Raw genomic sequence first — 26,965 nt, forward strand, 5'->3', positions numbered from 1 at the left:
CCCACTTCCCCCCACCGGCGTGAGATAAGCCCGGATCAGGTGGTACGAACCCCCTGATCCGGGCTTTTTTCGTCTTCCTGCCCACAGATTTCGGCCTTTTCCCTATTGTTATGGCCGAATGTGTTGGAAAGTGGGGGAAAGTGGGGTAGTGTGGCGCTTGCGTCAGAAGTTGGCGTATTCGGAGACGGTACGTAAGGAGCGGTGGGTGAGGCCATGTTTCTCGGCACATACACGCCACGGCTCGACGACAAGGGCAGGCTCACCCTTCCCGCGAAGTTCCGCGAAGCGCTCGCAGGAGGGCTCGTGGTGACGAAAGGGCCAGATCGTAGCCTCGCGGTGTACCCGAGGGACCATTTCGCGGACCTGGCCAGGAAGGCTGCCGCCGCGTCCAGGTCGAACCCGCAGGCGAGGGCTTTCGTGCGAAGCTTCGCCGCAGGGGCGGACGAGCAGCGGCCCGACGCGCAAGGCAGGGTCGTCCTCTCCTCGGACCATCGCAATTACGCGGGCTTGGCCCGCGATTGCGTGGTGAACGGCGCGATCGACTTCTTGGAGATCTGGGACGCGCAGACTTGGCAGCAGTACGCCGAGGAGAACGAGGAGAGCTACGTGCAAGCTCAAGACGCTTCTCTCGACGGGATTTTGTAGGCATGACGGCCCTTCTTTCGCCGACGGTCAGCCGAATGCCGATCTGGCGCGCTTCCCCAGCGCCAGATCGGCATTCGGCTGACCGCCCGCTCCCCATCGCCGCGCCGTTCAGAGGAGGCCTGATGTCAGCGCAAGAGCCTCAGCATGTCCCGGTCATGCTCAATCGGGTCGTGAGCCTGCTGGCCCCGGCATTCGACGCGCCCGATCCGGTCCTTGTCGACGGCACGCTCGGCCTCGGCGGCCACACCAGGGCGCTCCTCGAGCGCTTTCCCACGCTCCGAGTGGTGGGCATGGACCGAGACGCGAAGGCGATCGAGGTCGCCAAAGAGCGCCTCGGCGGCCTCGCGGACCGGGTCAGGTTCGTCCACGCCCGCTACGACGAGGTCGAACGGGCGCTCGGAGACGGCGAGAACGTGCAGGGTTATCTGCTCGACCTCGGGGTCTCCTCGATGCAGCTCGACCAGGCCGAGCGGGGCTTCGCTTACTCGAAAGACGCTCCGCTGGACATGCGCATGGACACCTCGGCCGAGCTCACGGCGCACGAGGTGCTCGCCACCTATGGCGAGAAAGAGCTCGCCAGGGTGCTGCGGACCTACGGAGAGGAGCGCTTCGCGGCACGGATTGCGGCGGAGATCGTCCGCAGGCGTGCGACGGAGCCCCTCGCCAGCAGCGCCGAGCTCGTCCGGCTCATCGACGACGTCATTCCCGCCAAGGCGAAGAGGACCGGCGGACATCCGGCCAAACGCACCTTCCAAGCCCTCCGCGTCGAAGTGAACGACGAGCTCGGCAGTTTGCGCGCAGTGCTGCCGAAAGCCCTCGCCGCCCTCGCGCCGCAGGGGCGCATCGTTGTGCTCGCGTATCAATCCCTCGAGGACCGGATCGTGAAGGACGAGTTCGCGCGGGCGACGACCTCCCGCACGCCGATCGGCCTTCCGGTCGAGCTGCCGGGCTTCGAAGCGGAATTCGTCTCGCTCACCAGGGGGGCCGAACTCGCCGGGGAGGAGGAGACCTCGGAGAACCCGCGAGCGGCCTCGGTGCGGCTTCGCGCGGTCGAACGAGTTTCGGGGAACCGAGGAGAGGAGGGCGGCTCATGCGCGGCGGGGTGAAACAAGGGCCGACCGCGACTCGGCAGCGCTCGAAAGCCGCAGCGCGCGCGTTGCGGCGCCGAGACATGCGGATGGGGCAGGCGAGCGAGCGCCGTCCGCATGTGGAGTCGAGCCGTCGGCCGGTGAGCCGGGGCCCGACGAAGGGCTTCATGCGCTCCGGGCTTCCGCCGCTCCCCGACAGGGAGAAGCTGTGGTGGATGATCGCCTTCCCGTCTCGGGAGCTGTTGCGCCGGGTGCCCTTTGTGATCGGCGTGATCGGGCTCTTGGCCGTTGGCTTGGCGGCGACGCTGTGGCTCGCGACCCGATCCACCGAGGACGCTTCGACCCTCTCCGCTATGCGATTGCACAATCGCGAGCTCCAACAGGAGAAGGAACGGCTCGAACGCGATATGGAGCGAGGGCAGTCGGTGACGGAATTGGCCCGTCGGGCCGGGGATCTCGGCATGGTGCCCGCGCAGGACGTGGCGAAGCTCGTGCCGCAGCCCGATGGCTCTGTGCAGGTGGTCGGCCAGCTCAAACCCGCGGAGGGCGGACCCGAACGGCCGTTGGAAGCGGGCGCGGGCAATCCGGGCGAGCCTGCGAAACCACAGCCTCCCGCGCCTGCTCCAGGCGAAGCTCCCGCCCCCGCGCAACCGGACAATTCGGTCGAGCGGGTCCACCCGACGCAGGTCGTTCCGGAGGCTCCTGCGCCGGACGGGGCCCCTGGACAGCCTCCCGCAGAAGCGGCCGCGCTGCCGCCGGTCTCCTCTCTCCCCCCGGCGGATCCGGTGCCCGCGAGCCCTCCGGCGGATCCGGCTCCGTCGTTGTCGCAGGCGGTGGACCAAGCGCCCCTCGCGCCTTCGGCCCCGCCCGCGCAAGAGGACAACCCCGCGCCTCCCGCGCCGGAAGCCCCCGAGCAGGTAGCGTCCCAGCCAGCAGCGCCGGTTCCGCCAAAGAACATGGAGCAACCAGAACAGGAGCAGCATGAGTGATCGAGCACGCCGAGCCGCGATGAACGCGGCGCGCGCGCCGTTCGCCAAATTACGCGGCCCGCTGCAATGGTTCGCCGCCCGCCGCAGACTGGGCCTTGCGGCGACCTACCTCGCGCTCGGCGCGGTGGCGGTCCAACTTGTCTTCATCCAGACGATCTGGGCCTCGCACTACAACGCGGAAGCCGCGAACCAGCGTTCGGTCACCATCGTCGACCCGGCGATGCGCGGGGTCATCACCGACCGCAACGGACGCAAGCTCGCGTTCACCGTGCAGCTGCGCAAGCTCACCTTCCAGCCGCAGGCCATTCAGGCGAAACTGGCGAAACAGCGCGCGGCGAACGCCTCCGCGCCCGCGCCGCAGGACCGGCTGGCGCAGATCGCCAAGGGAATCCGGGAGATGCTCGGCGGTTCGGCGAGCGAATCGGACCTGCTGGGCAAGCTCAAATCCAATCAAACATTCGTCTACCTCGCGAAACAGGTGGATCCGCAGATCGCCGAGAAGATCAGCGACCGTTTCCCCGAAGTCGGCTCGGAACGGCAGAACGTGCGGGTCTACCCGAACGACTCGCTGGGGGCCAACCTCATCGGCGTGACGGGGGACGAGGGCCACGGGATGGTCGGGCTCGAGGCGATGCTCGACTCCGAGCTTGCGGGCCATGACGGCGCGTCGACCTACGACCGGACCAGCGACGGCGGCGTCATCCCGGGGAGCTGGCGGGACCGCCGTCCAGCGGTGAACGGCTCGGACGTGCAGCTCACCATCGACGCCGAGACGCAGTACTACGTGCAGGAGCGGGTCCAAGAGGCGCTCGAGAAATCCGGCGCGAAGCATGTGAGCGCGGTGGTGCTCGACGCGAAAACGGGGGAGGTGCTGGCGATGGCCAACGACTCCACGTTCGACCCCGCGCGCGGTTTGGCCAACGCCGATCCGGACAGCCTCGGGAACCTCGCGATCACCAGCCCCTTCGAGCCGGGCTCGGTGAACAAGGTCATCACGGCTTCGGGGGTGATCGAGTACGGGCTCTCGAACCCGGACGAGGTGATCCCGGTGCCGGGGCTGCTCCAGATGGGCGGCGTGTCGATCCACGACTTCTTGAGCCACGGCACCCAGCGTCTCACCACGGCGGGGATTTTCGGCTTCTCGTCCAATATCGGCACGCTGATGCTCGCCCAGCGCCTCGGCGAGGACCGGTTCATGGATCTGGTCAAAAAGTTCGGCCTCGGCCAGCGCACGGACGTGGGCCTGCCGGGGGAGAGCGAGGGGCAGGTCCCGCCGCGCGACCAATGGTCGGGCTCGACTTTCGCGAACCTGCCGATCGGCCAGGGCCTTTCGATGACGCTGCTGCAGATGACCGGCATGTACCAGGCCATCGCGAACGACGGGCTGCGGATGCCGCCCCGGATCCTCCGCTCTATCGCGGGCCACGCGCAGCCAAGGCCCGAGGGGGTCCAAGTGGTCCGGCCGGAGACGGCGCGGACGGTGCGGAATATGTTCGAGGCGATCACGCAGTTCGACCGGATGGGCTACCAACAGGGGACCGGGTCGACCGCCCGAGTCGCCGGATACCAGATCAGCGGCAAGACCGGCACCGGGCAGCAGGTGAACCCGGCTTGCGGGTGCTACTACGAGGACATGCACAACAACATCACCTTCGCCGGGATCGCGCCCGCCGACAACCCGAGGTTCGTCGTCGGCATCTACATGGACGCGCCGCCGAGGGGCGCGGACGGCTCGAACCACCAGACGGCGGCCCCGTTGTTCCACGACATCGGCCAGTGGCTGCTCACGCACTACAGCGTGCCGCTGTCGGCGGAGCCGTTCCCCTGGTACGTGCTGAACGCGGACGCTCCTGCGGACGACCCTCGCTGACGGCAGGGCTCATCGCAGACCAGAGGCGATCCGCTCAGCCACTGCTTGCGGGATCTGGTTGGCGGCGAGACCTTTCGGCGTAGTGCTCGGGAGCCAGGCGCTGGCGCTCGCCTGGATCAGCCATTCGCCGCGCGCGATGGCGTATACAGCGGTACTGCCATTGCAGGAGCCGCCGGACGAGCTGCTCCTGCGATACCAAGACACAGCTGGACCGGGGACCGGGATGGGCGTGGCTTCCCAACCGCCGCACCGCGCAGTCGCGCCGGTCTCTCGGTAGTCCGAGCAGCCGTCGAGCGCTGCGCGGAGAGCCGCCAGCCGCTCGCCGGCCTCCTCCGCGCTGGGATAGCGCGCGATGACTTGCCGAATGTAGTGGGGGTAAGGATCGGGATAGCCGAGGTTCGGGCTCACCGCCTTGGTCGAAGTCTCTTGATAGTCGGACCAGTCGTCGCCGTAAGCGGGTTCTTGCCCGACGCTGAAGAGCGGCGCGCACTCCGGGCGGTCCCATTCGCCGGAGAAGGGCTCCGGGGCCTGCGACGCTTTTTCCTGCTCGGCGGCCAACCCGGTGAGGGCGCTGATTTCTTGCGCCGTGAGCGGATGCGGTCGGGCCGGGGCGGCTGAGGCAGGCACGAGGTGCAACAGGGCGAAGGCAAGTGACGCGGCCCCCATGATCATCGGTCTCACGCCGACGAACTTACACCAGGTCGGAGTATTCCTTGAGCTTCGCGATCCGGTGGTCCGCGTCGATGATCCGCACGGTGCCGGAAGTCGAGCGCATGACGATGGTCTGCGTCGTCGCGCTGGAGCCGTAGTAGCGCACGCCGCGAAGGAGGTCCCCGTCGGTGACCCCGGTCGCGGCGAAGAAGATGTTGTTGCCCGCGACCAGGTCGGTGGCGTGCAGCACTCGGCCGAGGTCGTGCCCCGCGTCGAGTGCCTTCTGTCGCTCGGCCTCGTCGGTCGGCGCGAGGACTGCCTGGAACGCGCCGCCGAGGCAACGGATCGCCGCCGCGGCGATGATGCCCTCCGGCGTGCCGCCGATCCCCATCAGAAGGTCGGTGCCCGAGCCGGGCCGGGCGGCGGCGATAGCGCCTGCCACGTCGCCGTCGGAGATGAGCCGGATCCGCGCCCCGGTCTCCCGGATCTCGCCGATGAGCTCCTGGTGGCGGGGCCGGTCGAGGACGACGACCGTGACGTCCGACGGGCTGACCCCCTTCGCCTTGGCGACCCTGGCGATGTTCTCCTCGGTGGAGGCGGTGATGTCGATCACGTCGGCGGCTTCCGGGCCGGTGGCGATCTTGCGCATGTAGAAGACGGCGGAAGGGTCGAACATCGCGCCCCGGTCGGCCACTGCGAGCACGGCGATGGCTCCGGGCATGCCCTTGCTCATGAGCGTGGTGCCGTCCACCGGGTCGACGGCGACGTCGCAGTCCGGTCCGTCCCCGTCGCCGACCTCTTCGCCGTTGTAGAGCATGGGGGCGTGGTCTTTTTCGCCCTCGCCGATCACCACGACGCCGCGCATGGACACGGTCGCCAGCAGCTGGCGGATGGCGTTGACGGCGGCTCCGTCGCCGGACTCTTTCTGGCCTCTGCCGACCCAGCGGCCAGCGGCGAGGGCCCCGGCCTCGGTCGCGCGAGCAAGCTCCATCGCAAGGTTGCGGTCCGGGGAGACGGGGTGGGCGGGGACTTCATGATGGTGCGCGCCATGGGGAGCCATAGCGGTTGAGTCTAATAGACAGCCCTGCGAGACGTGCGCTTTGCTGCTAGCATCGGCTCTACTGAAGCGCCGCGAGGGCGTGAGACGGCCCCGAGGCGTTTCCCCGAGGAGGTGAGCGAGGCGTATGAGAGTGCGTGCCGCCGTGCTTTCTTTCGTTTTGCTCGTGGCGTGCGCGACCGGATGCGGGCCGCTCCACCAGGCGAAACCCTCCGCCTCCGCGCAAGCGGAGGCGCCGTCCGGGCTCGACGATCCGGTTCTGCCGCTGTCTCCGATGCTCAACCAATTCGTCAAGCCAGAAGTGACCGAACTCTCCTGGCACGACAAGCCCGACTCCTCCGAGTGGACCGTCGTGCCCGCCGAATGCCAGCTGGTCGGCGAAGCGGGCTACGCCGACCAGTGGGGGCAGTCGTGGACGAAATTCCGCAGGCTCGTGCTCGCCGACACCAAGAGCGCCCACCCGCCGTTCGTCGACACGGTGAGCGAGGTCTGGGTGGAGGAGATCATGGTGCAGTATCCGGGCGAGGCCGCCGCTCGGAACGCGTACAACGGCATGACCAGCAATTTCGCCCAATGCGACAATCGAATGCTCTCCTCGAAGAGCAAACTGGGCACCGTCACCCCGTGGCTGCCCAAGGTGTACGAGCTCACGGCGACCAAGGCGCGATGGGAGAACCTCCAAGGCGGTTCGACGTATTGGGGCTGCGCCTCCGAGGCGAGGCTCAGCGGCTACGCGATCGTCTCGGCGACGATCTGCAGCCGGGATCCCAAACGCGGCGAGACGGTCGGGAAGATCGCCGACCTGATGGGCGATGTCCGCGCGTAACTGGAAGCACGGGGCTCCCCAGGAGTTTCGCGGCGTTGTCGCCTTGGATCTCGTGCATGTGTTTCCCCGGAGGCCGGCCGGTTGCTTGAGTATGATCCAGAGATGCCTTCGGTTGATCCCGATTTCTTAGCCTTGCCGCTCGCGCGGCTCGCCGACGCGGCCCTGTCCTCGGCCAAAGCGCTCGGCGCGGACCACGCGGATTTGCGAGTGCACCGCCTCGCCGAGGAGCGGATCGCCCTTCGCGACGCGAAGCCGCAGAGCGTCACGAGCACCACGCAGCTGGGGTTCGCGGTGCGCGTGCTCGTGGACGGAGTCTGGGGTTTTGCGTCCAGCGTGCATTTGACCGCAGAGTCCGCAGCGCAGACGGCTCGGCGATCTGTCGAGGTCGCGCGGGCTCTGGCCCCGCTGGCGGCGGAACGCGTGACGCTCGCGGACGAGCCGGCGTACCCGGGGGCGGTCTGGGTCGGCGCGTACGAGCGCGACCCCTTCGACGTGCCTGTCGCGGAGAAAGTGGCGTTGCTCGTGGACTATTCCGAGCGCCTGCTCGCCGCCGACCCGGTGGCGCATGTGAGCGCGCACGTCCTCGCGGTCAAGGAGCAGAGCTTCTACGCCGATCTCGCGGGGTCCGCGATCACGCAGCAGCGCGTCCGGCTGCACCCGCAGCTCGAAGCGACCACGGTGGACCAGGCCGCGGGGGTGTTCGAGACGATGCGGACCCTCGCCCCGCCGGTCGCGAGGGGCTGGGAGTACCTGGACGAACGCAGCGGAGCTTCTGCCGCCTCGGCAGGCGGGCCGGTGTGGGGCTGGGCCGACGAGCTCGCCCGCATCCCCGAGCTGCTCGCCGAGAAGGCCAAGGCTCCGAGCGTGACGGCTGGCCCGACCGATTTGGTGATCGCCCCGTCCAACCTCTGGCTCACCATCCACGAGTCCATCGGCCACGCCACGGAGTACGACCGGGCCATCGGCTACGAGGCCGCGTACGCTGGCACCTCGTTCGCCACCCCGGACCAGCTCGGGACGCTGCGATACGGCAGCGAAGTCATGCACGTCACGGCGGACCGCGATATCGAGCACGGCCTCGCGACCGTCGGGTGGGACGACGAGGGCGTCGCCACCGGGCGGTGGGATATCGTCAAGGACGGCGTGCTCGTCGGCTATCAGCTCGACCGGACCTTCGCGCTGCGCCTCGGCCTCGAGCGCTCCAACGGCTGCTCCTACGCCGACTCCGCGCACCATGTCCCGATCCAGCGCATGGCGAACATCTCCCTGGAGCCGGACCGGCAGACCGACCGCTCGACCTCGGATCTCATCGGGGCCGTCGAGGACGGGATCTACATCGAGGGCGACAAGTCCTGGTCCATCGACATGCAGCGGTACAACTTCCAGTTCACCGGGCAACGGTTCTGGCGGATCCAAGGCGGCAAGCTCGCGGGACAGCTGCGGGACGTGGCGTACCAGGCGACGACAACGGACTTCTGGGGCTCGATGGAGGCGGTGGGCGGCGAGAGCACCTGGGTGCTCGGCGGCGCGTTCAACTGCGGCAAAGCCCAGCCCGGCCAAGTCGCCGCCGTCAGCCACGGCTGCCCGTCCGCCCTGTTCCGCCAGGTCAGAGTGCTCAACACCGCGCAGGAGGGTAAGGCATGAGCCAGCATGAGGCGCGCACAGCGCAGGACCTCGTCGAAACGGCGCTCGCGCTCTCGAAGGCCGACCAGGCCGCCGTGGTGGTGCATGAGAGAAGCGAAGCCTCGTTGCGCTGGGCGAACAGCACGATGACGACCAACGGCGTGTCCCGTTCCCGCTCGGTGTCGGTGGTCTCGGTGGTCGGCGAGTCCGTCGGGACGCGCACCGCGACCGTCGCCGACGAGCGCGAGCTCGCCGAGCTCGTCGCGGGCAGCGAGACCGCCGCGCGTTCGCTGCCAGGGGCGGAAGGCGCCCTCCCGTTCGTCTCGGGGGCCGTCGACGCGGACTGGGACGACCCCGTCCCGACCACGGACATCGGGGTCTTCTCGGGCTTGGCGCGGGACCTGCCGGGCGGTTTCGCAGGGGCCGCCACGCTGTACGGTTTCGCGCACCACGAGTTGGTGACCACGTTCCTCGGCTCGTCGACCGGGCTGCGCAGGCGCTTCACCCAGCCCACCGGCTCGGTGGAGATCAACGCGAAGCAGGACAAGACGAGCGTGTGGGCGGGCCGGAGCACGGAGGATTTCGCGGGCTTCGACACGGACGGACTGCTCGCCGAGCTCGCGGGCCGGATCTCCTGGTCGGGCAAGCGAGTCGACCTGCCTGCGGGACGGTACGAGACCATCCTGCCGCCGGGGCCGGTCGCCGACCTGATGATCTACCTGTACTGGTGCATGGAGGGCCGCTCGGCGCAGGAGGGGCACAGCCCGTTCTCCCGCGCGGGCGGCACCCGAGTGGGGGAGCGGTTGGGCTCGCTCGGCCTCTCGCTCTACAGCGACCCCTCGGAATCGGGGCTCGCGTGCGCGCCGTTCCTCGCCACAACGGAGTCGGGCGACTACGTCTCGGTCTTCGACAACGGGCTCGACATCGGCCGGGTCGATTGGATCAAGGACGGCGTCATCGAACGCCTCGCGTACCCAAGGGCGCTGGCCGCCCAGTTCGGGCAGCCGGTCGCGCTGCCCGCGGACAACCTCGTCCTGACCGGCGGACAGGGGAGCGCCGAGGACCTGGTGGCGCAGACCGAGCGGGGCCTCTTGCTCACCACACTGTGGTACATCCGCATGGTCGACCCTGCCGCGCTGCTGCTCACCGGTCTCACCCGAGACGGGGTCTACCTCGTGGAAGACGGCAAAGTGGTCGGCGAGGCGAACAACTTCCGGTTCAACGAGAGCCCGCTCGACCTGCTGCGCCGGGCGACCCAAGCCGGGGAGTCCGTGCGGAGCCTGCCGAGGGAATGGAAAGATTATTTCCAGCGGACCGCCACACCTGCGCTCAGAATTCCCGATTTCCACATGTCGTCGGTCAGCCAAGCGACCTGACATGAGCCAGGCCCAGCCCATCGTGTCCGTTTCCTCGGAGGTGTGATCGCGCCTGAGGCCATGGCCGGGCGAACCGGCGAGCGGACGTGGACGCGTCCCGCGCTCGCCGTCGAGGAAGCCGCCGCGCATGCCGGGAAGTCCGCGAAGACGATCTACCGGTGGAAAACCAGGGATCGATCAAGCCCTACAGGGAGCGCGGGGAGCCGATATTCCTCGACGCCGAACTGGACCGGGCGAGTGCGGCCTGCGAGGAGCGCAAAGCCCGGAACCTGCGCCGCCGACCCGACAAAGCCGACCTGATAAATAAGCCGCCCGATTGACCGGGCATAAGCCGGGACCCCCGTGGTTGAGCGGCTGACCTGCGGGGGTCGTTGACGAAATCCTCAAACGGATCGCCTCCCCGGTCCACAACGCGGACCCGGCGCGCCGGAGGCTGCGGGGGCCAGGTGAAAGGTCATCGCGGACGCGAGCACAGCGCCGGTCAGCTCGATGGTCCTGCACGGCGTTCCCGAGATCGATGAGATCTCCCCCGAGTACGACAGCCTGATCGGGCCGCTGGCGGCCTTCCATCAAACAGCGGCAGCATTGGAGAAGTCCTGCACGAACTTCGCAGAGCAGGTGCGCCACTCCAGAGAAGCCATCGCGAACACCGCGATCCGCGCAGCCGAGATCGCCGAAGGCAGCACGGCCGTCGAGGCGTTCGGCCTCGCTCATTCCCTCTTCGTCGCGCCGGGTTCCGGCCGGTATTCTCAACGCGCCCCGGCACGAGAACAAACCCGATGCCGAGCATTAGGACGAGCCGCTGCGCTCCCGCCGCCTATGCGCCAAGTGGGCTGTGGGATCTTCGGTCCGCGCGGCGGCGGCCGCGTTTGGCGCTCTGCCGTAGGCACTGGCAGACTGGACCGGTGAGCGCGGAGAAGAAGCATCGGCTGTTGCACGACCAGCGGGACATGTTGCTGTCCCTCGCTCCGCTGGTCCTCGTCTGCCTCCTCATCGCCGGTCTGGCCGGGAAATGCAGCTTCTCGCCCACCGGTTTCGCCGGTCCCGCGAACGCCGTGAGCGAGATCAAAGACGTGGACGCGCGGCATTCGCTCGAAGAGGCCGCGCGGTTCTTCCCGTTCCCTGTCCGCACGCCCGCCGCGCCGGACACATGGCGCACGATCGCAGTGGACCGGGGCGAGATCAAGACCTCGAACCTGCCGTCGGAGCAGATCTCGGTCAACTATTTGAGCCCGGCGGGCCGCGCCTACCGGGTCACCCAGACCGACGCGACCGTCCCGGCGCTGCTCTCGTGGGTCGCTCTGTCGGACGGCGAGGACAAGGGAGCCCAAGACATCGGCGGCGCGCGCTGGACGGTCACCGCCCAGGGCCCGAACTCGGCGTGGATCTGGGACGACGGCCGCTCGCGGGTCGCGCTGACCGCGACGAACGGCGACGAGACGGCTTTCCGGCTGCTCGCCGCCGCTGTCGCCGCCGCCCCGGTGACGCGGCCCGACGGCAAGTGACCGCGCGCTCCTCGTCGCGGGCGGGTCAGCCCTCGGAGGTTCCTTCCGTCTCGTCCTCTTCGGGCCCCTGCGCCGTCGTCAACACGGCGTCCACCCGCTTCGCGGCTCCGTCGAGATGTTCTTCGCAGCGTTTGACCAGCGCCTCCCCGCGCTCCCACAGCGCCACCGAGGCGTCGAGGCTGAGCCCGCCTTGTTCGAGCTGCCGCACCACGTCGACGAGTTCCTCGCGGGCCTGCTCGTAACCAAGGTCTTGCACTGCTCGCTGTTCGGTCACGGGATCTCCTTCGTGGTCATCGCGCCGAGCACGCCGCCCGCGAGGCGGATGCGCAATCGGTCGCCGGTCTTGGTCTGCGAGGGGTCGCGCAAGAGCTCGCCGTCCGCGCTCTGGACGAGGGCGTAGCCTCTGGCGAGAGTCGCCGCGGGCCCGAGCGCCGCGAGCCTCGCGGCGGACGCGGCGACCGCGTGGCGCTCGCGCTCAAGCCGCCCGAGGATCGAGCGCCGCAACGCGTCCCGCGCGCCAACGAGCCCGTCGGCCCGCGCCCGGAGCATGGCGTGCGGGTCGGCGAGGACCGGTCGGGCCGCGAGCGCGGCGAGCCGGGCCTGCTCCCGGTCCACCCAGGCGCGCAGCGCGGCGGCGCTGCGCCCGCGCATCTCATGGAGCCGGCTCCGTTCCACCGCCACGTCGGGGACCGTCCGTTTCGCGGCGTCGGTGGGCGTGGCGGCGCGGACATCGGCCACGTCGTCGACGAGCGGCCGGTCCGTTTCGTGCCCGATCGCGCTCACGACGGGCACCGGACAGGCCGCCACCGCCCGGCACAGCGCCTCCTCGGAGAAGGTGAGCAGGTCCTCCACGCTGCCGCCGCCCCTGGCGAGGATGATGACCTCGACCCCGGAGAGCCCCTGCAGCTCCCGCAACGCGGCGATCACGGCCTGCGCCGCGCCCGGCCCCTGCACCGCCACCTCGCGCAGATGAAAGCGCACCTGCGGCCAGCGCGCGCGGGCGATGGAGAGCACGTCCTGCTGGGCGGCGCTGGCGCGCCCGGTGACCAGGCCGACGCCTGCGGGCAGGAACGGCAGCGGGCGTTTGCGCCTGGGATCGGTGAGCCCCTCGGCCGCGAGTTGCTTGCGCAGCCGCTCGATCCGGGCTAAAAGCTCGCCGACCCCGACCGCCCGTATCTGGTCAGCCCAGATGGCGAGCGTGCCCCGCGCGGTGTAGAAGGACGGCTTGCCGTGCACCACGACCTCGGAGCCCTCTTTGATCTCTGGGTTCTCCTTGAGCAGCTTCATCGGGCACATGATCTGCAAGGAGACGTTCTCGGCGGTGTCGCGCAAGGTGACGAACGCGACGCGGGAGCCTGGCCGGGCGCTGAGCTCGGCGATCTGGCCGGTGATCCAGATGGAGCCGAGCCGGTCGATCCACCCGGCGATTTTCATCGCCACAGTCTTCACGGACCACGGCGAATCCTCTGCGTTGGCTCCTTTGTCGCCCGGTCCGCCGCTCACGCTCCGGACGCGGTGATCCGGTTCTCCAGCAAAGTGACGAACGGCGGGCGGTTCCCGTTGGCGCGTTCGAAGGAGAGGAGTTCGTGGAGCTCGGGAACGCTGAGGTTGCGGGCCCTGGCGCGCAGTTGGGCCAAGGAGAGCGTCTCGTACTCGAGGTAATCGACCAGCTCTGGACGGCCCGGCTTGCCCGGCTCGGCGGCTTTGGGCGCTTCGGGTTTCGGCTCGGCGGGCTTCTTCGGCTCGACGGCTTTGGGAGCTTCGGGCTTCTTCGGCGCAGCCGGTTTCGAGGCGGCGGCTGGACGCGTTTTCGCGGGCTTCTCAGCCGGAGCGCTCGACGGGGTTGCCGCCGCGGTCTTCCCGGTCGCAGGTTTTTCCGTCTTCGGCTTCGAGGGCTGCGGCTTCGCGGCGGCGGGCTTCTTCGTGGCGGGTTTGGCCGTGGCTGGCTTCGTGGTGGCCCGCGCCGGGGACGCGGCCCGCCGAGGCGCGGGTCCAGCCTGCGCGGCGGGCTTCTTCGGCTCCTCGACGGCCGAAGGGGCCGGCGGGACGATCGGAGTGACCGGCGCGATGGTCTGCGCCTCGGCGGGGCTCTCCTCGTCCTCGTCCTCGTCGAAAGTGGCCCAGGCGGGCTTCTCCTCCGGCTTGTGGAAGATGAATTCGAGGGTCTCATCGCCCTTGATGACCAACGCGTTGAAGTTCTGCTGCAGGCGCAGGGCCGAAGAGACCGCGTCGGTCACCGCCTGGACCGGGATCGAGGCCAGGTTCGACGGAATCTTCTTGATCTCATCCGGGAGGCGGGCGATATCGTCTCGGACCTGCCCGGTCCAGGACCGGAGGTCTTCGTAGCTCTTCGCCAAAGCGCCCACGGCGAATCGGACCAGGACAGGGGGCGATTGGGCTCCCGTTCACCACTCATGTGTTTATCCTGCCACAGGTGGCGCCGAGATGCTAGCTCGGTATCATAAGGGTATGGCTGTTTTATCGACGGACCAGAAAGTCGTGTATCTCGCTTCGCCCCGAGGATATTGCGCGGGCGTTGACCGAGCCGTGCAAGCCGTCGAAGAGGCGTTGGCGCTCCACGGGGCCCCGGTGTACGTCCGCAAAGAGATCGTGCACAACCGGCACGTGGTGGAAACCCTCGCCGAGCGCGGCGTGGTGTTCGTCGGCGAGGCGGACGAGGTGCCGGAGGGGGCGCTGTTGATCTTTTCCGCGCACGGCATCTCGCCTGCGGTCCGCGACCTCGCCGCGCAGCGCGGCCTGCGCACCATCGACGCCACCTGTCCGCTGGTCACCAAGGTGCACCAGGAGGTCAAGCGGTTCGCGCGCGACGACTGCGACATCCTGCTCATCGGGCACGAGGGCCACGAGGAGGTCGAAGGCACGGCGGGCGAGGCCCCCGAGCACGTCCAACTGGTCGACAGCGTCAAAGCCGTGGACCAGATCCAGGTCCGCGAGGGCGTGAAACTGGTCTGGGTGTCGCAGACCACACTGAGCGTGGACGAGACGATGGAGATCGTCACCAAGCTCCGCGAGCGCTTCCCGCAGCTGCAGGACCCGCCGAGCGACGACATCTGCTACGCCACGCAGAACCGCCAAGTCGCGGTGAAGGCGATGGCCCCGGACTGCGATCTGGTCATCGTCGTCGGCTCGCGCAACTCCTCGAACTCGGTGCGGCTGGTCGAGGTGGCCCTCGGGGCCGGGGCCAAGGCCGCTTACTTGGTGGATTACGCCAAAGACATCGACCCGGCGTGGCTGGACGGAGTCCGCTCGGTCGGGATCTCCTCAGGCGCGTCGGTGCCGGAGATTCTCGTGCAGGGAGTGCTCGAAATGCTCGCGCAGCACGGTTTCGCCGACGTGCAGCAGGTGGTCACCGCGCAAGAGACGGTGGTCTTCAGCCTGCCGACCGGCGTTCGCGCCAGCCGCCGCTGACTCCTGGCTGATTCCTGAGTCCTGCGCGCCGCGCCTCGGCCCGTCGCGCCGATCCGCGCATAGCCCTCGGGCATGCCGTGCTGGCAGCCGGGGAGCTGGTCAGTCCTCGTAGCGGCGCCTGCGAGGCGTTTGCCTCGGATCTGACGGCGGGGCGGGGATTCTGGCGGGCGGCAACGCGTGCTTGGCCCCCCGCGAAGAAGAAGACGAGCTGCTCCGCGCGGCGGGGTCTTGTCGGTAGCGCGCGCCGCTCGGCAGCGGCGGCAAGCCGCGGGCAGGGGTGTGCCGCAGCATCGGGTCCAAACCGCGCGGGTCGATCCTCGGCCTCGCCGGGCCGCCGTTGGCGCGGGCCGCGACCCTGCGCTCCAAGGGGGGCTCCAACCGTCGTTCGAGAGGAGGCTCCGACCGCCGGCGCGGTGCGGGCACGGTTTCTCTGCGCGCGGGCTCGTCCGCGAAACCGGCTTTTCGCGCGGGGAAGGAAGGAGCGGAGCGCGCCGGAAGGTCGGGGGAGCTCTTGTGCCGTCGGACCGGCGCGGCGGACGAGGCGCGGCGCTCGGCGGGCTTCTTCGCGCTCCGCGTCTTCGCCAGCGCCGCCGCGACGTTCTCCCTGCGCTGGGCCAGGCGCCAAAGCCCCCAGCGCACGACGCAGATCGCCAACACGATCCCCGAGACCCATGCCATCCACGGGAACCGGCTGATCAGCGGGACCGCGAGGAAGAGCACGCCGCCTTTGCCCGAGACCTGCTCCGAGGGGGAGAAGAGCCAAGCCGCCATGGGGACGGAGACGAACAGGACCAGGGACGGCTGGACGGCGGCTGTGAACAACCCCGTGTTCGCGACGACGAGCGCCGCGAGCACGCAGCCGATCCCGTACAGCCAGTTGAAGGGGTCGCCCATCGAGCTGGACGGAGTCGGAACGTCCACAGCCGCCCCGATCGCGGTGCACACGACGGCCACCGCGACCGCGCCCCACCAGGGCACCCCGGGGAACCCCAGGAGCGCGGAGCGCTTCGGGAGAGGAACCGTTGGCCTCTCGGTCGATCTCACGGACACCATGTAAAGGTACCGGTTCTGAACAGATTCGTCTGCATTCGTACGGTCATCGGGGTGTGTCGGGCTCCGCGTTCAGGGTAAAGTCAACGGCTTGTGAGCTTAACTCTTGGCATCGTCGGGCTGCCGAACGTCGGCAAATCCACTCTGTTCAACGCACTGACCCAAGCGGGGGTGCTCGCCGCGAACTACCCGTTTGCCACCATCGAGCCCAACGTCGGCGTCGTGTCATTGCCGGACAAGCGGCTGAACGCGCTCGCCGAGGTCTTCGGCTCGGAGCGGATCGTCCCGGCCTCGGTCACCTTCGTGGACATCGCGGGCCTGGTCGCCGGGGCGAGCGAAGGCGCGGGCCTTGGCAACAAATTCCTCGCGAACATCCGGGAGGCCGACGCGATCTGCCAAGTCGTGCGCGCGTTCGCCGACCCGGACGTGGTGCACGTGGACGGGCGGGTGGACCCGAGGTCGGACATCGAGACCATCGAGACCGAGCTGGTCCTCGCCGACATCGCCACGGTGGAGAAAGCGCTGCCGAGGCTCTCGAAAGAGGCGAAGAACAAGAAAGACCTCGCCGAGACGCTCGCCGCCGCCGAGCAGGCCGCCGCCATCCTCGCCGAAGGCAAAACGCTCTTCTCGGTCCGGGACAAAATCGACCTGAGCCTGCTCAAGGAGCTGTCGCTGCTCACCACAAAACCCTTCCTCTACGTCTTCAACGTGGACGAGGCGGTGCTTGGCGACAAAGCCCGCGTCGCCGAGCTCAAGTCGCTCGTCGCCCCGGCGGAAGCCGTGTTCCTGGACGCGAAGATCGAGTCCGAGCTCCTGGAGCTGGACGAGGAGTCCAAGGCCGAGCTGCTGGAGTCCATCGGCCAGGAGGAACCGGGCCTCGACGCGCTCGCCCGCGAGGGTTTCCGCACCCTCGGCCTGCAGACTTATCTCACCGCCGGGCCGAAAGAGGCCAGGGCCTGGACCATCCACCAAGGCGACACCGCGCCGAAAGCGGCGGGCGTGATCCACTCCGACTTCGAGAACAAGTTCATCAAAGCCGAAGTGGTGGCCTTCGAAGACCTCATCGCCGCAGGCTCGATGGCTGCGGCGAAGGCGGCGGGCAAGGTCCGCATGGAGGGCAAGGACTACGTCATGGCGGACGGCGACGTGGTCGAGTTCCGCCACGGGTAGAGAATCGGGCTCCACCACAAGGTTGTGGGGCTAGGCCCGCGACGCAGGCCCGGACTCCGGGCCTGCGCTCAGCCAAGGTCTTCGGCGTCGATGGTCAAGACCACGAACAGCGGCTCCGCGACTGTGTGGGCGGGGGTGCCCGGAGCCACGTCGTTGTACCAGGTTCCGCCGTAGCCGCCGGCTTCATGCGCGGCGCTGACTTGTCCTGCCTCGCCGCGCACGACATGGGTCCGCTCGGCGTGGTTGCCCGTTTTCTGCAGCCTCGGGTCCCCGAGGTCGACCGCCAGCCGGTCGCCGCGCCCGGGAACCATTTGCCCGAACACGACTGCCGGCCCGGTCAGCTGGATCGTTCGGGAGGCGCGTTCGAGCGCGGCGCGATGCTCTGCCAGAGCCTCGGCCGATGGCTCCTCGTAGGAGCTGACCCGCACGCCCAGCACGGCCCCGCACATACGGCGCACTGTCTCCCCGTCAGCCGGTTCTGCGTCGGGCTCTTCCGGGAACCTCTCGACCGCGGCCATCCTTGTGTGCTCATAGGTGCCTTGTATCGCCGTGAAGGATCGGCCGGAGCGCCGGTACAGGACCGACTCCTGGTAGACCTCGGCGATCTCTGCGGTGATCCTTGGCGCGATAGCGGTGTTTCCGCCCCCGTGCCACGACACGCCAAGCCGGATCGGCTGCGCCCGGGGGTCGCCGTGCCTGGGGTCCCAAGACGCGGAATAGGCCGCGAAGCGGACGAGTTCGAACTCGCGGTTCCAGTCGAGCACAGGCGGCGACTGGAACTGCTCCTTTATATCGGCAGGCCACGCGGTGACCGTTCCTGCGAGCGAGTTGCCTTCGGCCGGGACTTGGCCGCAACACCCGTACTCCCAATCGGACACAGAGACATACAGCAACCCCGGAGCGGGGGTTTTCATCTTCATTGTCAACATCGGGAGGTAGACAACGCGGCACGAACACCCCGGATCCCGATGCACCCGCGCTCACGGTAGCACACCGCCGTGCGGTCGGTAGAATCATGCGATGGCCGACTATCTCGCTCCGCGCTGGGCGGCCGCCGCCCTCGTGGTGATCGACCTGCAGCGCGACTTCCTCGACGACGGCGTGGCCCCCATCGCGGGGACGAGCGCCGTGGTGCCGAACGTTGCCGCGCTCGCGGCGGCTTTCCGCGCGGCGGGCAGGCCGATCGCCCATATCGTCCGGTTCTACGAGCCCGGCGGCTCGGACGTGGACCCGCCCCGCCGCAAGGCGGTGGAGGAGGGCGCGCGGATCGTCGTGCCCGGCTCGGACGGAGCGGAGGTGGCCGAGGGGGTCATGCCGCCCTCGGCCCGCCTCGACCCCGACGTGTTGCTCGCGGGCGGCGCGCAGCCGGTCGGGGAGCGGGAAGTGGTCTTCTTCAAACCCAGGTGGAGCGCTTTCCACCGCACCGGCCTTGAGACGTGGCTGCGCGCGGAGGGCTGCGACACGGTCCTTGTGGCGGGCTGCAACCTGCCGAACTGCCCCCGCGCCACGTTGTTCGACGCCAGCGAGCGGGACTTCCGCGCGGCGCTGGCCGCCGACGCCGTTTCGCAGACGACCGAGGAGCGCCTCGCGGACTTGGAGCGGATCGGCGTGCGCCTGCACACGACCGAGGAGGCGCTCGCCGCGCTCTCGGGGCTCGCGGGCTGACGGGCCGGGGCCGGTCTCACCGCTCGAGCGCGTGCCCTTTGCCGCCCGCGTGGGCTTCGGCGCGCATGCGCTCGGACATGTGCGGGTAGTGCAGCTCGAAGGCGGGGCGCTCGGAGCGGATGCGGGGGATCTCCAGGAAGTTGTGCCGGGGCGGCGGGCAGGAGGTCGCCCATTCCAGCGAGCTGCCGTAGCCCCAAGGGTCGTCCACTTCCACCGGCTCCCCGAACCGCGCGCTGCGCAGCACGTTCCAAAGGAATGGGATCATAGAGGCTCCGAGGATGAACGCGCCGACAGTGGAGACCATGTTGAGCGTGGTGAAGCCGTCCGAGGGCAGGTAGTCGGCGTAGCGCCGGGCCATGCCCATATCGCCCAGCCAGTGCTGCACCAAGAAGGTGGTGTGGAAGCCGATGAACGTCAGCCAGAAATGGAGCTTCCCCAGCCGCTCGTCCAACATCCGGCCGGTCATCTTCGGGAACCAGAAATAGACGCCCGCGTAGGTGGCGAACACGATCACCCCGAACAGGGTGTAGTGGAAATGCGCCACCACGAAGTAGGTGTCCGAGACGTGCATGTCCAGCGGCGGGGCGGCCAGGAGCACGCCGGTGAGCCCGCCGAAGAGGAAGGTGACCAAGAACCCGCAGGAGAACAGCATCGGGGTCTCGAAAGTGAGCTGCCCCTTCCACATCGTGCCGATCCAGTTGATGAACTTGATGCCTGTCGGGACGGCGATGAGAAAGGTCATCAGACTGAAGAAGGGCAAGAGGACCGCGCCGGTCGCGTACATGTGGTGCGCCCACACCGCCACCGACAGCGCCGCGATGGACAAGGTGGCGAACACGAGAGTGTTGTAGCCGAAGATCGGCTTGCGGGAGAACACCGGGAAGATCTCCGAGACCACACCGAAGAACGGCAGGGCGAGCACATAGACCTCCGGGTGCCCGAAGAACCAGAACAAATGCTGCCAGAGGATCACGCCGCCGTTGGACGCGTCGTAGATGTGTCCGCCGAAGTGCCGGTCCACGATCAGCCCCATGGCCGCCGCCGTCAGGATCGGGAAGACCATGAGCACAAGCACGCTGACCACCAGGATGTTCCAGGTGAAGATCGGCATCCGGAACATCGTCATGCCGGGCGCGCGCAGGCAGATGACCGTGGTGATCATGTTGACCGCGCCGAGGATGGTGCCGAGGCCGCCCACGCCGACCCCCAGGATCCACAGGTCGGTGCCGACTCCGGGCGAGTACTTCGCGCTCGACAGGTTCGTGTAGAGCGTCCATCCCGCGTCCGCCGCGCCGCCCGGGGTCAGGAAGCCCGACAACATGATCAGCCCGCCGAAGAGGAACAGCCAGTAGCTCAGCGCGTTGAGCCGGGGGAACGCGACGTCGGGCGCGCCGATCTGCAGCGGCAGCACCACGTTCGCGAACCCGAACACGATCGGGGTCGCGTAGAGCAGGAGCATCACGGTGCCGTGCATCGTGAACAGCTGGTTGAACTGCTCCGGGGACAAGAATTGCAGTCCCGGCCGCGCGAGCTCGGCGCGCAGCAAGAGCGCCATGAGCCCGCCTACCAGGAAGAACCCGAAGCAGGTGACGATGTACATGTTCCCGATCACCTTGTGGTCGGTCGTCGTCACCATCTTGTGGAGAAACGAGCCCTTCGGGCCTCGTCGGGCGGGGAAAGGGCGGGTCGCGACGGTAGCGGTGTCGGGCGCAGGAACGGTCGCTGTCATCGCCGCTCCCGCGCTGTTCGAGAGTTGGCTGCCATGCTTTCTATGCAAGCCGGCCCGGCGGCGTTCGCCCCGCGTCGAACGTCCTCGCTCTGGCGTCGAACGTCCTCAACCGCAGGGGCGGAAGTCCTCAGGGCCATGAAGGCATCGGGGTTCTATTGCGCGGATAGGGGACATGTGCCTCCGAGGGGAGGACGTCCGCCCTGTTGAGGCCTTATCCGAGAGAGCTGCGAGACGACGCTGCGGCCTTGCCCGCAAGCGTGGGGCGGGTCGCTCAAGCAGATCGCGAAAGGCGTCGGGATCAGCGAGTCGTGCCTGGGCGCTGGGTCGGCCGAGCCGATTTCGAGGAGGCTCGAGCCGGGGCCTGTCGGTCTGCGATCGCGCGCTCCGCCAGCGGATCTGCTCGCAGAACCGCTGGCGGAGCGCCTTCGGCAAGAAGAAGGGCCGAGACCGCAAGCGCCCCGGCCCACCAGCGCGCAACGCCGCCATGGGGTCCTTCTTCTCCCCGCTCCAGGAGAATGTCCTCAACAGACGGTCCTGAACCGACCGGAGCCAGCTCCGCCTGGCGATAGCGACTTGGATCGGGCGCGACGACCACCATGAAACCCGCCCATGCTCTGCGGCCTTGTCGGCTGCGGGCTGGCCACAGCGGTTCCACCAGGCCGGGATGACAGCTGGCCGGGAGGAGAAAAACTCCAGGAGGGACAGCGCTGCCCTTCTAGGTTTTCGGGAGGAGGGCGTAGATGGTCGCAGGGGAACCAGCGCCGTCTATGCTGACAAAGCCGCCGACGGCGAGCCAGAATCCGCGTGGGGGGAGCTGATCGAGGTTCGCGAGGACTTCGAGGCTGACCCGGTGTTCTTGGTAGAGGGCCTTCGAGACGGCGAACGTGTCGTCGGAGCCGATGTCGGGGCTGAACGCGTCGGTGCCCAAAGCTCCTCGGCGGCCGAGCGCGCCATGGTCGATCAGCCATCGCGCCGCGTCTGGTGCGAAGCCTGGATGACGGGGGATTCCGTTCGCGTCGAGGTTGTCGTAGCGCGTCGTCGGCCAGCGTTTGTGCCAGCCTGTGTTGAGAAGGACCGCGCACTCCGCCGGGAACGGCCCATGCGCGGCCTCCCACGCTTCAAGGTCGCTCACGCTCACTGCGTAGTCGTCGTCCTGCTCGGCCTGGCGTTGGACGTCGATGAGCACGCCGGGGAGGAAGAAATCCTCGGGGTTGAGCTCGTGCGCCGCTGCCTCCCCCTCGTTGAAGTGCGATGGAGCCCCCCAATGGGTTCCCGTGTGTTCGCCCACCGAGACGTAGTTGAGGACGTACCCGTCGCGTTCGAGCGCGGCCACGGGCTCTGACCGGTACTCCGGGTCGCCAGGGTAATGGCGCACCTCCCCTTCGGCGAAACGGTGCGACAAGCTGATCACTTCGACCCCATCGACTCCGAGGAACTCGTTCAGCATGAGGCCCTACCTACCTTCCAAAGCGAGGCTTGCCGAGACGCTCATCGCAAGCGGGAACAAAATATACCCCGTGCCAGCCCCGTAGGGTATCGGCGATCCTGGTCGCCACCACGCGAAATAATCGAACAACGCGTCCGCAAAGAGGAGCGCAGCGGCCCCTGCGGCGGCCACGCTGAGCGACAGAGGATCTCGGTCGGGAGGTGAACCAGCTCGGCTTCATCGGAGCTGTCATCAATGGCCATGTCAATGGCGAATACCTCGACAACGAACGGTACTGGCCTGTCCTTGAGCGGGCGGGCGATTTCGGCGTTCCGGTTTTCTTGCACCCCACCCGGCCGACGCAGCCGGTGATCGACGCGCTGCACAGTCTGCGGCCCATCCTCGCCGGGGTCTTCGACCGGTTCCCCGGCCTGCAGCTGATCCTCGGCCATCTCGGCGAGTTCTTGCCTGCCGCGATCGACCGCGCCGAGTCGCTTTTCAGCAATCAGGCACTCGGCTTGAGCATCCCGGTCAAGCAGACATTCGAAGACCGTTTCTGGATCGGGGTCTCCTCCAGGCTGAACACGTACCTCCCGTTCGCCTCGGCCTTGCACGCGATTGGGATCGACTGGATGCTCTTCACCGCCGACCTATCCGTACAAACCGTCCCGGCCCGTCGTGGACTGCCTCAACGGCCTTCCCTTGCGCAAGCGCGGGAAAGAGAAGATCGCATACCGCAACGCCGAACGGCTCCTGCGCCTCGACAACGCCGACTGACGCGTTCCCCGACGGCCTAGGGGCCGTGGCCGAAGCGCTCGACAAAGCCGCGCGGGCAGCACGCGGCGCGGCCGGCTAGAACCACTGCGCGCCGAGGCTTCTTCGGGCTATTTTGTGGGTTCGGGAAAGCAAGAGGCCCCGGCCCGCGTTTTCGCGGGCCGGGGCCGTCTTTACTGTCTCAACCAACAGTGTCGGGGTGGCGGGATTCGAACCCACGGCCTCTTCGTCCCGAACGAACTTGTTCAGGGAGTTTGGGTGAGGAGTGTTCGGGTCGAATCGGGTTGATTCAGTCAGGTGAACTGCTGAAATCTGGGTTTGTTGAGATCGGTTCGAACGGGTTCGGATTGGTCGCGCTGCCTACCCACTGCCTACCGGTTGAGAACTTGTACAGCAGAGTCTCAGCAGTCAGGGGCTTCGACTTCACAGAGGCTCGCGAAGAGGTTGAGGAGCGAACGGTGGAACCCGCTGATTAAGCGTCAGAGCCCGCCCGCGACAGATGACGTGGGGGAGTGATGCTTGACGATCGTCTGCGCAGGCAGCCATGCCTTTCTCGGCGCGGTCGCGACACCTGGCGATAGTTGGACATAGATGGCGTGTGACCAATGCGTGACCAGGCATCTGCATGTTTAATCTATTGAAATGATCTGAACGGGGATCATCGGGTCTAGTTCATGGGAACGTCTAGTCCGGTACCTGGAGGGTGTGAGTGGCTCCGCGTTCAGTCTGCTCCAAGGGGTTTCGGTTCAAAGGCGCGTGTCGCTTGGCAGGCGGGAATGAGTTGACCACGGTGTTGTCGATGCCGACAGGATGCTAGGCATCATCGGGAACGGGCCGATGCTTCGAGGCCTACCATAAAGGTAGTATTACGTCATGTGTGTTGGTCGACTCGCGGGTGTCGAACTTCAGGGCGCTCACATCGGGAGCGGTGCGGCGTTTTTGTTGAGGGGCGCACCGTTGAAGAGCGACTCCATCGAATTGGACGGCTGGGTCACATCTGTCGTACGAGGTAAGCAGTTTGTAGTCGTTCGCTCCGGGCGAGAGTTTTGCCTTGATGATGTTCTGCCGGAAGCTGTGCATTTTGCCAATGCGGGTCTTGATTTGTTGTGTCTTAAAAGTGGAGGGGGCTGTGATGTGGTTATTCGTGACCCCGATACGGACTCACTTATATGGGCGGCACAAGGTGCTGATGTAGTGATGCGTGCAACAGTAGTGATCCCCCTCTCTTCTCCGGTGCTATCTACAGAAACTGTGCCTTTGGATATTAATGGAAATGAAATTCCTCAGCCGATACCGCCTGATCCTAGGCTTCATAACACTTTTCGGTTTATCCGCGCCGCGCGCACCGCCGAATCTTTGTTTGAGGCGTATAGAAACGCCTTTTTGGCATTAGAATGCCTACTGGATCATTTGGCCCCTCAAAAGAGTGGTGAAAGAGAGGGGGTATGGTTTAAAAGGGCGCTCGGTGTGGCTAATAAAAAAAGGTCGGTATCGGATCTTGCTCCCCCGGGGGAGCAAGATCCGATCAATTGGGTGTATAAGAATATCTACGGTGATCTCAGGTCGGGTCTAATGCACGCGAAACAAGAGCGGGGTTACCATATGCCTGGCGACAGAGCTCGGCACATGGATATTGAAGGATCTCTTACTAATTTATGGTTGTACGTTAAGAAGCTCATGACAGATGAACTGGGAACGCCGGTCTGGGGTGATGAGTTGAGTGATACTAGTTGGCGGGTTGTTTGTGAGGAAAGCCTTCGTACAATGCGTCCATCGATGACTAGCGATAACTCGACCAAAACTAAAAACGACCACCCGTTTGCGCTTCCGGGAAATAGTATTGTGGAAATAAGTTCAGGTTCTGTATCCCACCAAGGGGATTCCTTGAGTTCGATTGACGGAAAATGTAGTGGGGATGAAGCAAGGTCGTTGGGTGTAATTAATCGAATAGGGGCCATGGGGGCGGCGGGGGAGGCTCGGGTGCTGTCGGAGCTGCCGTCAGGGCTTGAAGTAGGGGGATCGGTTTCGGAATTTCAGGTTCGCATAGGAATCAGACGTTCGAGTTTCGGTGGTATTAGAAGTTATTTTTCGATGTGATAAAGCATCTGGATGACTTAGTATTCCATTCTGGTCTGATTCGTGTATGGGCCGAGATGCTTGGATATTCGCAGGATTGTTAAAATTCAATGGTGAGCTTTGACCCACTTCGCGATCCAGGGGATGTGATGCTGGGCGAACTCCCACCATTGGAAGCCTGCGGCGAGGAGCGCCATGGCGAGGGCGAACAGGGAAGCGGCGAGAAGCGGGCGTTTCCTCGCGAGCCTGGCGAATCGTGTGTCGAGATCTCCTCGGCCGGGCGTCGCGTAGAAGAAGGTGAGTGCTTTGACGGTGAAGGCGAACAGGGCGATGGTTCCGCCGATCACGGGGAACGGCAGCGTCTTGGTGATTGGGGCGCTGTAGAAGGCGTTGGAGACGATCGCTCCGACACCGCCGCCTTTGCCGGAGTAGGTGAGTAGCCGTTTCCAGTAGACGACTTGGCGTGGGCCTTTGCCGCGCTGGATTCGTCGGAGCCCAAACATGGCTTCGAAGATGATCCGGGTCTTCCAGAAGGTGTAGTGTCGGTGGGCTTTGTAGAGATCGTCGAGCGTCTGCGCGTCCGCGATTTGGCGTGTCGTGCTGCGGCTGATGAGCTGGCCTCTGCGGATGGCGAGCCGCCCGAGGCGCTCCGCGTCAGTGGCGAGCGTGCTGGCCGATGACTCGGCGCAGAACGGGAGCAGGTTGCAGAGGTTCGGCGCCGAGTCCGGGTTGTAGAAGCGCTCGTTCGAGGCTCGGACAGTTCGCAAGAAACTGATGATCTCACGCCCGGTGGGCGGCTCGTCTTTCTTCAAGAAGCGCTTCTTGAAGAAGCGTCGTACCGTCCAGGGAATGCGGGATTCCTGGCTGAAGCTGCTGAGTATCTCGATCCTCGTGTTGCGGAACCGGTTGCGCAATCCTTTGAACTGCTGTTCGGGGGTCTGCCCGGTGATTTCTTCGATTCGTTCGGCGAGCATCTTGTAGACGAGGTAGTCCGCTGGGATTACCCCGGCGTCGAGCAGCACTGTGTAGCCGCTGACAAGTAGACCTATCACCGCGAAGCAGACGACTAAGAGTGATATGACCATTGTGGAGTCCTTTTTTCTGCGTGTGATTCTTCGGGGCTAATTGAGGGCGTACTCGAAGAGGGAGGAGCCGGCTGTCCATATGAGTAGGAACAACCCAGCCCATGAGGCGAAGATCAGTAACCCGTAGTCTCCGGCAAACGCCGAGACCCACGCCAAGCGCCGCTCGGAAACGCGGCGTAGCTTTTGCGCTGTTCGTGCGACCGCCACGGCTCGGGCGGCAGTGCTCATGCGTTTGATTCTGTAAGTGACTATGCCAGCGAGGGCGATGGGGAGCATGATCGCGAGACCGAAGAAAACGCCGGCGACGATCCAGATCGCCGCGATGAACGGATGCCCGGCGAGCGATTCCGACATTCCCGACGGCAGGATCGGCCGACCGAGAAGTTTGAGGCCCAAGGCTCCTAAACCGACGAACCCGACGAGGCACACTGCGGACCAGGCCAGCGGCTGGGCGATCCAGCGGCGGAACCGTCCTGATGCGGCGGGCTTATGGGCGGGCCTACCTATCAGCAAAACCGCGCCGCCCAGCATCACCAGCAGCCACAAGACTATGAACGGCAGTTCACCGAGCTGTACCAGCCACGCCGCGCCGGTTTTCCCTCCCGCGAGGATCAGCGCAATACCGACGCCGAACAGTGCGAACATCGTCCGATTCGCACTGCGGCTGATCGCGGGATCGAGGTGAAGGTCCGGCGGGGGAGCGGTTTCCTCACGTTGTTTCTGCGCGATCTCGCTTTGTTTAGTCCGGACGGCGCGTTCCTCGGCCAGCGCCGCTTCGAGCGCGGCGCGGATCGGGTGTTTGCCCGGTTCGACTATCGTCGCTGGTGGGGCACTCGCTCCAGGCGGTTCTTCCACGTGGTTTGTCGTCTCGTTCTCCATAGGCAGCAGTATGTGCGAGACCACTGACATTCTCGCAAGATCGCACGTCCAT

23 protein-coding genes and 1 pseudogene are annotated in these 26,965 nt (G+C 66.7%); 13 read left to right on the plus strand and 11 right to left on the minus strand.

Annotation, left to right across the window (positions count from 1 at the left end; translation table 11 throughout):
- Positions 1 to 213: 213 nt before the first annotated feature.
- From mraZ to HMPREF9336_RS13715, 4 genes are all read left to right on the plus strand, one after another.
- The gene (gene mraZ / locus HMPREF9336_RS13700; protein ID WP_021030704.1) at positions 214 to 645 is read left to right on the plus strand and encodes a division/cell wall cluster transcriptional repressor MraZ; all 432 of its coding nucleotides are present in this window, start codon (positions 214 to 216) and stop codon (positions 643 to 645) included.
- A gap of 122 nt (positions 646 to 767) precedes the next feature.
- On the plus strand, positions 768 to 1,751 hold the full coding sequence (rsmH, locus tag HMPREF9336_RS13705) for a 16S rRNA (cytosine(1402)-N(4))-methyltransferase RsmH (RefSeq protein WP_021030705.1): 984 nt from the start codon (positions 768 to 770) through the stop codon (positions 1,749 to 1,751).
- Complete coding sequence (gene ftsL, locus HMPREF9336_RS13710; RefSeq protein WP_007467997.1) at positions 1,736 to 2,722, plus strand: cell division protein FtsL; 987 nt, start codon at positions 1,736 to 1,738, stop codon at positions 2,720 to 2,722. Before rsmH ends, ftsL begins: the two co-directional genes overlap by 16 nt.
- A 19-nt stretch (positions 2,723 to 2,741) precedes the next feature.
- A complete protein-coding gene (locus tag HMPREF9336_RS13715; protein WP_007467998.1) occupies positions 2,742 to 4,592 on the plus strand; it encodes a peptidoglycan D,D-transpeptidase FtsI family protein in 1,851 nt (616 codons plus the stop codon).
- A gap of 9 nt (positions 4,593 to 4,601) precedes the next feature.
- On the opposite strand, the gene HMPREF9336_RS13720 is transcribed toward HMPREF9336_RS13715, so the two are convergent.
- Together HMPREF9336_RS13720 and glpX are read right to left on the minus strand one after the other, a co-directional pair.
- The gene (locus HMPREF9336_RS13720; protein WP_007467999.1) at positions 4,602 to 5,264 is read right to left on the minus strand and encodes a sensor domain-containing protein; all 663 of its coding nucleotides are present in this window, start codon (positions 5,262 to 5,264) and stop codon (positions 4,602 to 4,604) included.
- 19 nt (positions 5,265 to 5,283) lie between these two features.
- Positions 5,284 to 6,303 (minus strand): class II fructose-bisphosphatase, encoded by a 1,020-nt coding sequence (gene glpX, locus HMPREF9336_RS13725; RefSeq protein ID WP_007468000.1) that lies wholly within the window; start codon positions 6,301 to 6,303, stop codon positions 5,284 to 5,286.
- Positions 6,304 to 6,427: 124 nt separating this feature from the next.
- Here glpX and HMPREF9336_RS13730 point away from each other — a divergent pair, with 124 nt between their 5' ends.
- The 4 genes from HMPREF9336_RS13730 (at position 6,428) to HMPREF9336_RS13745 (ending at position 11,630) form a co-directional block, all read left to right on the plus strand.
- Positions 6,428 to 7,126 carry a sensor domain-containing protein gene (locus tag HMPREF9336_RS13730; protein ID WP_007468001.1) on the plus strand — a complete coding sequence of 233 codons (699 nt, stop codon included), beginning with the start codon at positions 6,428 to 6,430 and terminating at the stop codon, positions 7,124 to 7,126.
- A gap of 102 nt (positions 7,127 to 7,228) precedes the next feature.
- The gene (locus HMPREF9336_RS13735) at positions 7,229 to 8,770 is read left to right on the plus strand and encodes a TldD/PmbA family protein (protein WP_007468002.1); all 1,542 of its coding nucleotides are present in this window, start codon (positions 7,229 to 7,231) and stop codon (positions 8,768 to 8,770) included.
- Positions 8,767 to 10,125, plus strand: coding sequence for a metallopeptidase TldD-related protein (locus HMPREF9336_RS13740; protein ID WP_007468004.1), 1,359 nt, complete (start codon positions 8,767 to 8,769; stop codon positions 10,123 to 10,125). Before HMPREF9336_RS13735 ends, HMPREF9336_RS13740 begins: the two co-directional genes overlap by 4 nt.
- Before the next feature lie 905 nt (positions 10,126 to 11,030).
- On the plus strand, positions 11,031 to 11,630 hold the full coding sequence (locus tag HMPREF9336_RS13745; RefSeq protein ID WP_007468009.1) for a DUF4245 domain-containing protein: 600 nt from the start codon (positions 11,031 to 11,033) through the stop codon (positions 11,628 to 11,630).
- A gap of 25 nt (positions 11,631 to 11,655) precedes the next feature.
- On the opposite strand, the gene HMPREF9336_RS13750 is transcribed toward HMPREF9336_RS13745, so the two are convergent.
- Genes HMPREF9336_RS13750 through HMPREF9336_RS13760 form a run of 3 tightly spaced genes read right to left on the minus strand, consistent with a single transcriptional unit; the run spans position 11,656 to position 13,996 of the window.
- Positions 11,656 to 11,904, minus strand: a complete 249-nt coding sequence (locus HMPREF9336_RS13750) for an exodeoxyribonuclease VII small subunit (protein ID WP_021030708.1) — start codon at positions 11,902 to 11,904, stop codon at positions 11,656 to 11,658.
- Positions 11,901 to 13,133 carry an exodeoxyribonuclease VII large subunit gene (gene xseA / locus HMPREF9336_RS13755; RefSeq protein ID WP_021030709.1) on the minus strand — a complete coding sequence of 411 codons (1,233 nt, stop codon included), beginning with the start codon at positions 13,131 to 13,133 and terminating at the stop codon, positions 11,901 to 11,903. The genes HMPREF9336_RS13750 and xseA overlap by 4 nt, the downstream gene beginning before the upstream one ends.
- Complete coding sequence (locus HMPREF9336_RS13760; RefSeq protein ID WP_007468017.1) at positions 13,130 to 13,996, minus strand: lipid droplet-associated protein; 867 nt, start codon at positions 13,994 to 13,996, stop codon at positions 13,130 to 13,132. The genes xseA and HMPREF9336_RS13760 overlap by 4 nt, the downstream gene beginning before the upstream one ends.
- Before the next feature lie 79 nt (positions 13,997 to 14,075).
- On the opposite strand from HMPREF9336_RS13760, the gene HMPREF9336_RS13765 reads away from it, so the two are divergent.
- A complete protein-coding gene (locus tag HMPREF9336_RS13765) occupies positions 14,076 to 15,059 on the plus strand; it encodes a 4-hydroxy-3-methylbut-2-enyl diphosphate reductase (RefSeq protein ID WP_021030710.1) in 984 nt (327 codons plus the stop codon).
- Between the two features lie 99 nt (positions 15,060 to 15,158).
- Here HMPREF9336_RS13765 and HMPREF9336_RS13770 read toward each other — a convergent pair whose 3' ends face one another.
- Positions 15,159 to 16,103: a DUF6542 domain-containing protein gene (locus HMPREF9336_RS13770; RefSeq protein ID WP_040586001.1), complete on the minus strand. Its 945-nt coding sequence runs from the start codon at positions 16,101 to 16,103 to the stop codon at positions 15,159 to 15,161.
- A 99-nt stretch (positions 16,104 to 16,202) separates the two neighbouring features.
- Between HMPREF9336_RS13770 and ychF the strand changes: the two genes are divergently transcribed.
- Complete coding sequence (gene ychF / locus HMPREF9336_RS13775) at positions 16,203 to 17,279, plus strand: redox-regulated ATPase YchF (protein WP_007468023.1); 1,077 nt, start codon at positions 16,203 to 16,205, stop codon at positions 17,277 to 17,279.
- 68 nt (positions 17,280 to 17,347) lie between these two features.
- Here the strand turns inward: ychF and HMPREF9336_RS13780 are convergent, their stop codons facing one another.
- Positions 17,348 to 18,199: a hypothetical protein gene (locus HMPREF9336_RS13780; RefSeq protein WP_007468025.1), complete on the minus strand. Its 852-nt coding sequence runs from the start codon at positions 18,197 to 18,199 to the stop codon at positions 17,348 to 17,350.
- Between the two features lie 100 nt (positions 18,200 to 18,299).
- Between HMPREF9336_RS13780 and HMPREF9336_RS13785 the strand changes: the two genes are divergently transcribed.
- A complete protein-coding gene (locus HMPREF9336_RS13785) occupies positions 18,300 to 18,944 on the plus strand; it encodes a cysteine hydrolase family protein (RefSeq protein ID WP_007468027.1) in 645 nt (214 codons plus the stop codon).
- Positions 18,945 to 18,960: 16 nt separating this feature from the next.
- Here HMPREF9336_RS13785 and ctaD read toward each other — a convergent pair whose 3' ends face one another.
- Together ctaD and HMPREF9336_RS13795 are read right to left on the minus strand one after the other, a co-directional pair.
- A complete protein-coding gene (ctaD, locus tag HMPREF9336_RS13790; protein WP_007468029.1) occupies positions 18,961 to 20,673 on the minus strand; it encodes an aa3-type cytochrome oxidase subunit I in 1,713 nt (570 codons plus the stop codon).
- A gap of 715 nt (positions 20,674 to 21,388) precedes the next feature.
- Entirely contained in the window at positions 21,389 to 22,120 is a 732-nt protein-coding gene (locus HMPREF9336_RS13795; RefSeq protein WP_007468033.1) for a cyclase family protein, read from the minus strand.
- Positions 22,121 to 22,308: 188 nt separating this feature from the next.
- Here HMPREF9336_RS13795 and HMPREF9336_RS13800 point away from each other — a divergent pair.
- A pseudogene (locus HMPREF9336_RS13800) lies at positions 22,309 to 22,896 on the plus strand (amidohydrolase family protein); the annotation flags it as partial.
- Positions 22,897 to 23,746: 850 nt separating this feature from the next.
- The gene (locus tag HMPREF9336_RS18535; protein WP_021030712.1) at positions 23,747 to 24,970 is read left to right on the plus strand and encodes a hypothetical protein; all 1,224 of its coding nucleotides are present in this window, start codon (positions 23,747 to 23,749) and stop codon (positions 24,968 to 24,970) included.
- Between the two features lie 86 nt (positions 24,971 to 25,056).
- On the opposite strand, the gene HMPREF9336_RS13805 is transcribed toward HMPREF9336_RS18535, so the two are convergent.
- Both HMPREF9336_RS13805 and HMPREF9336_RS13810 read right to left on the minus strand, forming a co-directional pair.
- On the minus strand, positions 25,057 to 26,034 hold the full coding sequence (locus tag HMPREF9336_RS13805) for a hypothetical protein (protein ID WP_007468037.1): 978 nt from the start codon (positions 26,032 to 26,034) through the stop codon (positions 25,057 to 25,059).
- Between the two features lie 36 nt (positions 26,035 to 26,070).
- On the minus strand, positions 26,071 to 26,913 hold the full coding sequence (locus HMPREF9336_RS13810; RefSeq protein WP_156920419.1) for a hypothetical protein: 843 nt from the start codon (positions 26,911 to 26,913) through the stop codon (positions 26,071 to 26,073).
- Positions 26,914 to 26,965 lie beyond the last annotated feature (52 nt).

The sequence above is a fragment of the Segniliparus rugosus ATCC BAA-974 genome (assembly GCF_000185725.2).
Classification (GTDB): Bacteria; Actinomycetota; Actinomycetes; order Mycobacteriales; family Mycobacteriaceae; genus Segniliparus; species Segniliparus rugosus.

Excerpts from the sequence above, each read along its gene's own strand:
- glpX (WP_007468000.1), bottom strand. The coding sequence starts at position 6,303 with ATGGCTCCCCATGGCGCGCACCATCATGAAGTCCCCGCCCACCCCGTC.
- HMPREF9336_RS13805 (WP_007468037.1), bottom strand. The coding sequence starts at position 26,034 with ATGGTCATATCACTCTTAGTCGTCTGCTTCGCGGTGATAGGTCTACTT.
- HMPREF9336_RS13810 (WP_156920419.1), bottom strand. The coding sequence starts at position 26,913 with ATGGAGAACGAGACGACAAACCACGTGGAAGAACCGCCTGGAGCGAGT.
- rsmH (WP_021030705.1), top strand. The coding sequence starts at position 768 with ATGTCAGCGCAAGAGCCTCAGCATGTCCCGGTCATGCTCAATCGGGTC.
- HMPREF9336_RS13715 (WP_007467998.1), top strand. The coding sequence starts at position 2,742 with ATGAACGCGGCGCGCGCGCCGTTCGCCAAATTACGCGGCCCGCTGCAA.
- mraZ (WP_021030704.1), top strand. The coding sequence starts at position 214 with ATGTTTCTCGGCACATACACGCCACGGCTCGACGACAAGGGCAGGCTC.
- HMPREF9336_RS13730 (WP_007468001.1), top strand. The coding sequence starts at position 6,428 with ATGAGAGTGCGTGCCGCCGTGCTTTCTTTCGTTTTGCTCGTGGCGTGC.
- HMPREF9336_RS13765 (WP_021030710.1), top strand. The coding sequence starts at position 14,076 with ATGCTAGCTCGGTATCATAAGGGTATGGCTGTTTTATCGACGGACCAG.
- HMPREF9336_RS13720 (WP_007467999.1), bottom strand. The coding sequence starts at position 5,264 with ATGATCATGGGGGCCGCGTCACTTGCCTTCGCCCTGTTGCACCTCGTG.
- HMPREF9336_RS13735 (WP_007468002.1), top strand. The coding sequence starts at position 7,229 with ATGCCTTCGGTTGATCCCGATTTCTTAGCCTTGCCGCTCGCGCGGCTC.
- HMPREF9336_RS13795 (WP_007468033.1), bottom strand. The coding sequence starts at position 22,120 with ATGCTGAACGAGTTCCTCGGAGTCGATGGGGTCGAAGTGATCAGCTTG.
- ctaD (WP_007468029.1), bottom strand. The coding sequence starts at position 20,673 with ATGACAGCGACCGTTCCTGCGCCCGACACCGCTACCGTCGCGACCCGC.
- HMPREF9336_RS18535 (WP_021030712.1), top strand. The coding sequence starts at position 23,747 with ATGTGTGTTGGTCGACTCGCGGGTGTCGAACTTCAGGGCGCTCACATC.
- ftsL (WP_007467997.1), top strand. The coding sequence starts at position 1,736 with ATGCGCGGCGGGGTGAAACAAGGGCCGACCGCGACTCGGCAGCGCTCG.
- HMPREF9336_RS13785 (WP_007468027.1), top strand. The coding sequence starts at position 18,300 with ATGGCCGACTATCTCGCTCCGCGCTGGGCGGCCGCCGCCCTCGTGGTG.
- HMPREF9336_RS13780 (WP_007468025.1), bottom strand. The coding sequence starts at position 18,199 with ATGAAGATGAAAACCCCCGCTCCGGGGTTGCTGTATGTCTCTGTGTCC.
- HMPREF9336_RS13740 (WP_007468004.1), top strand. The coding sequence starts at position 8,767 with ATGAGCCAGCATGAGGCGCGCACAGCGCAGGACCTCGTCGAAACGGCG.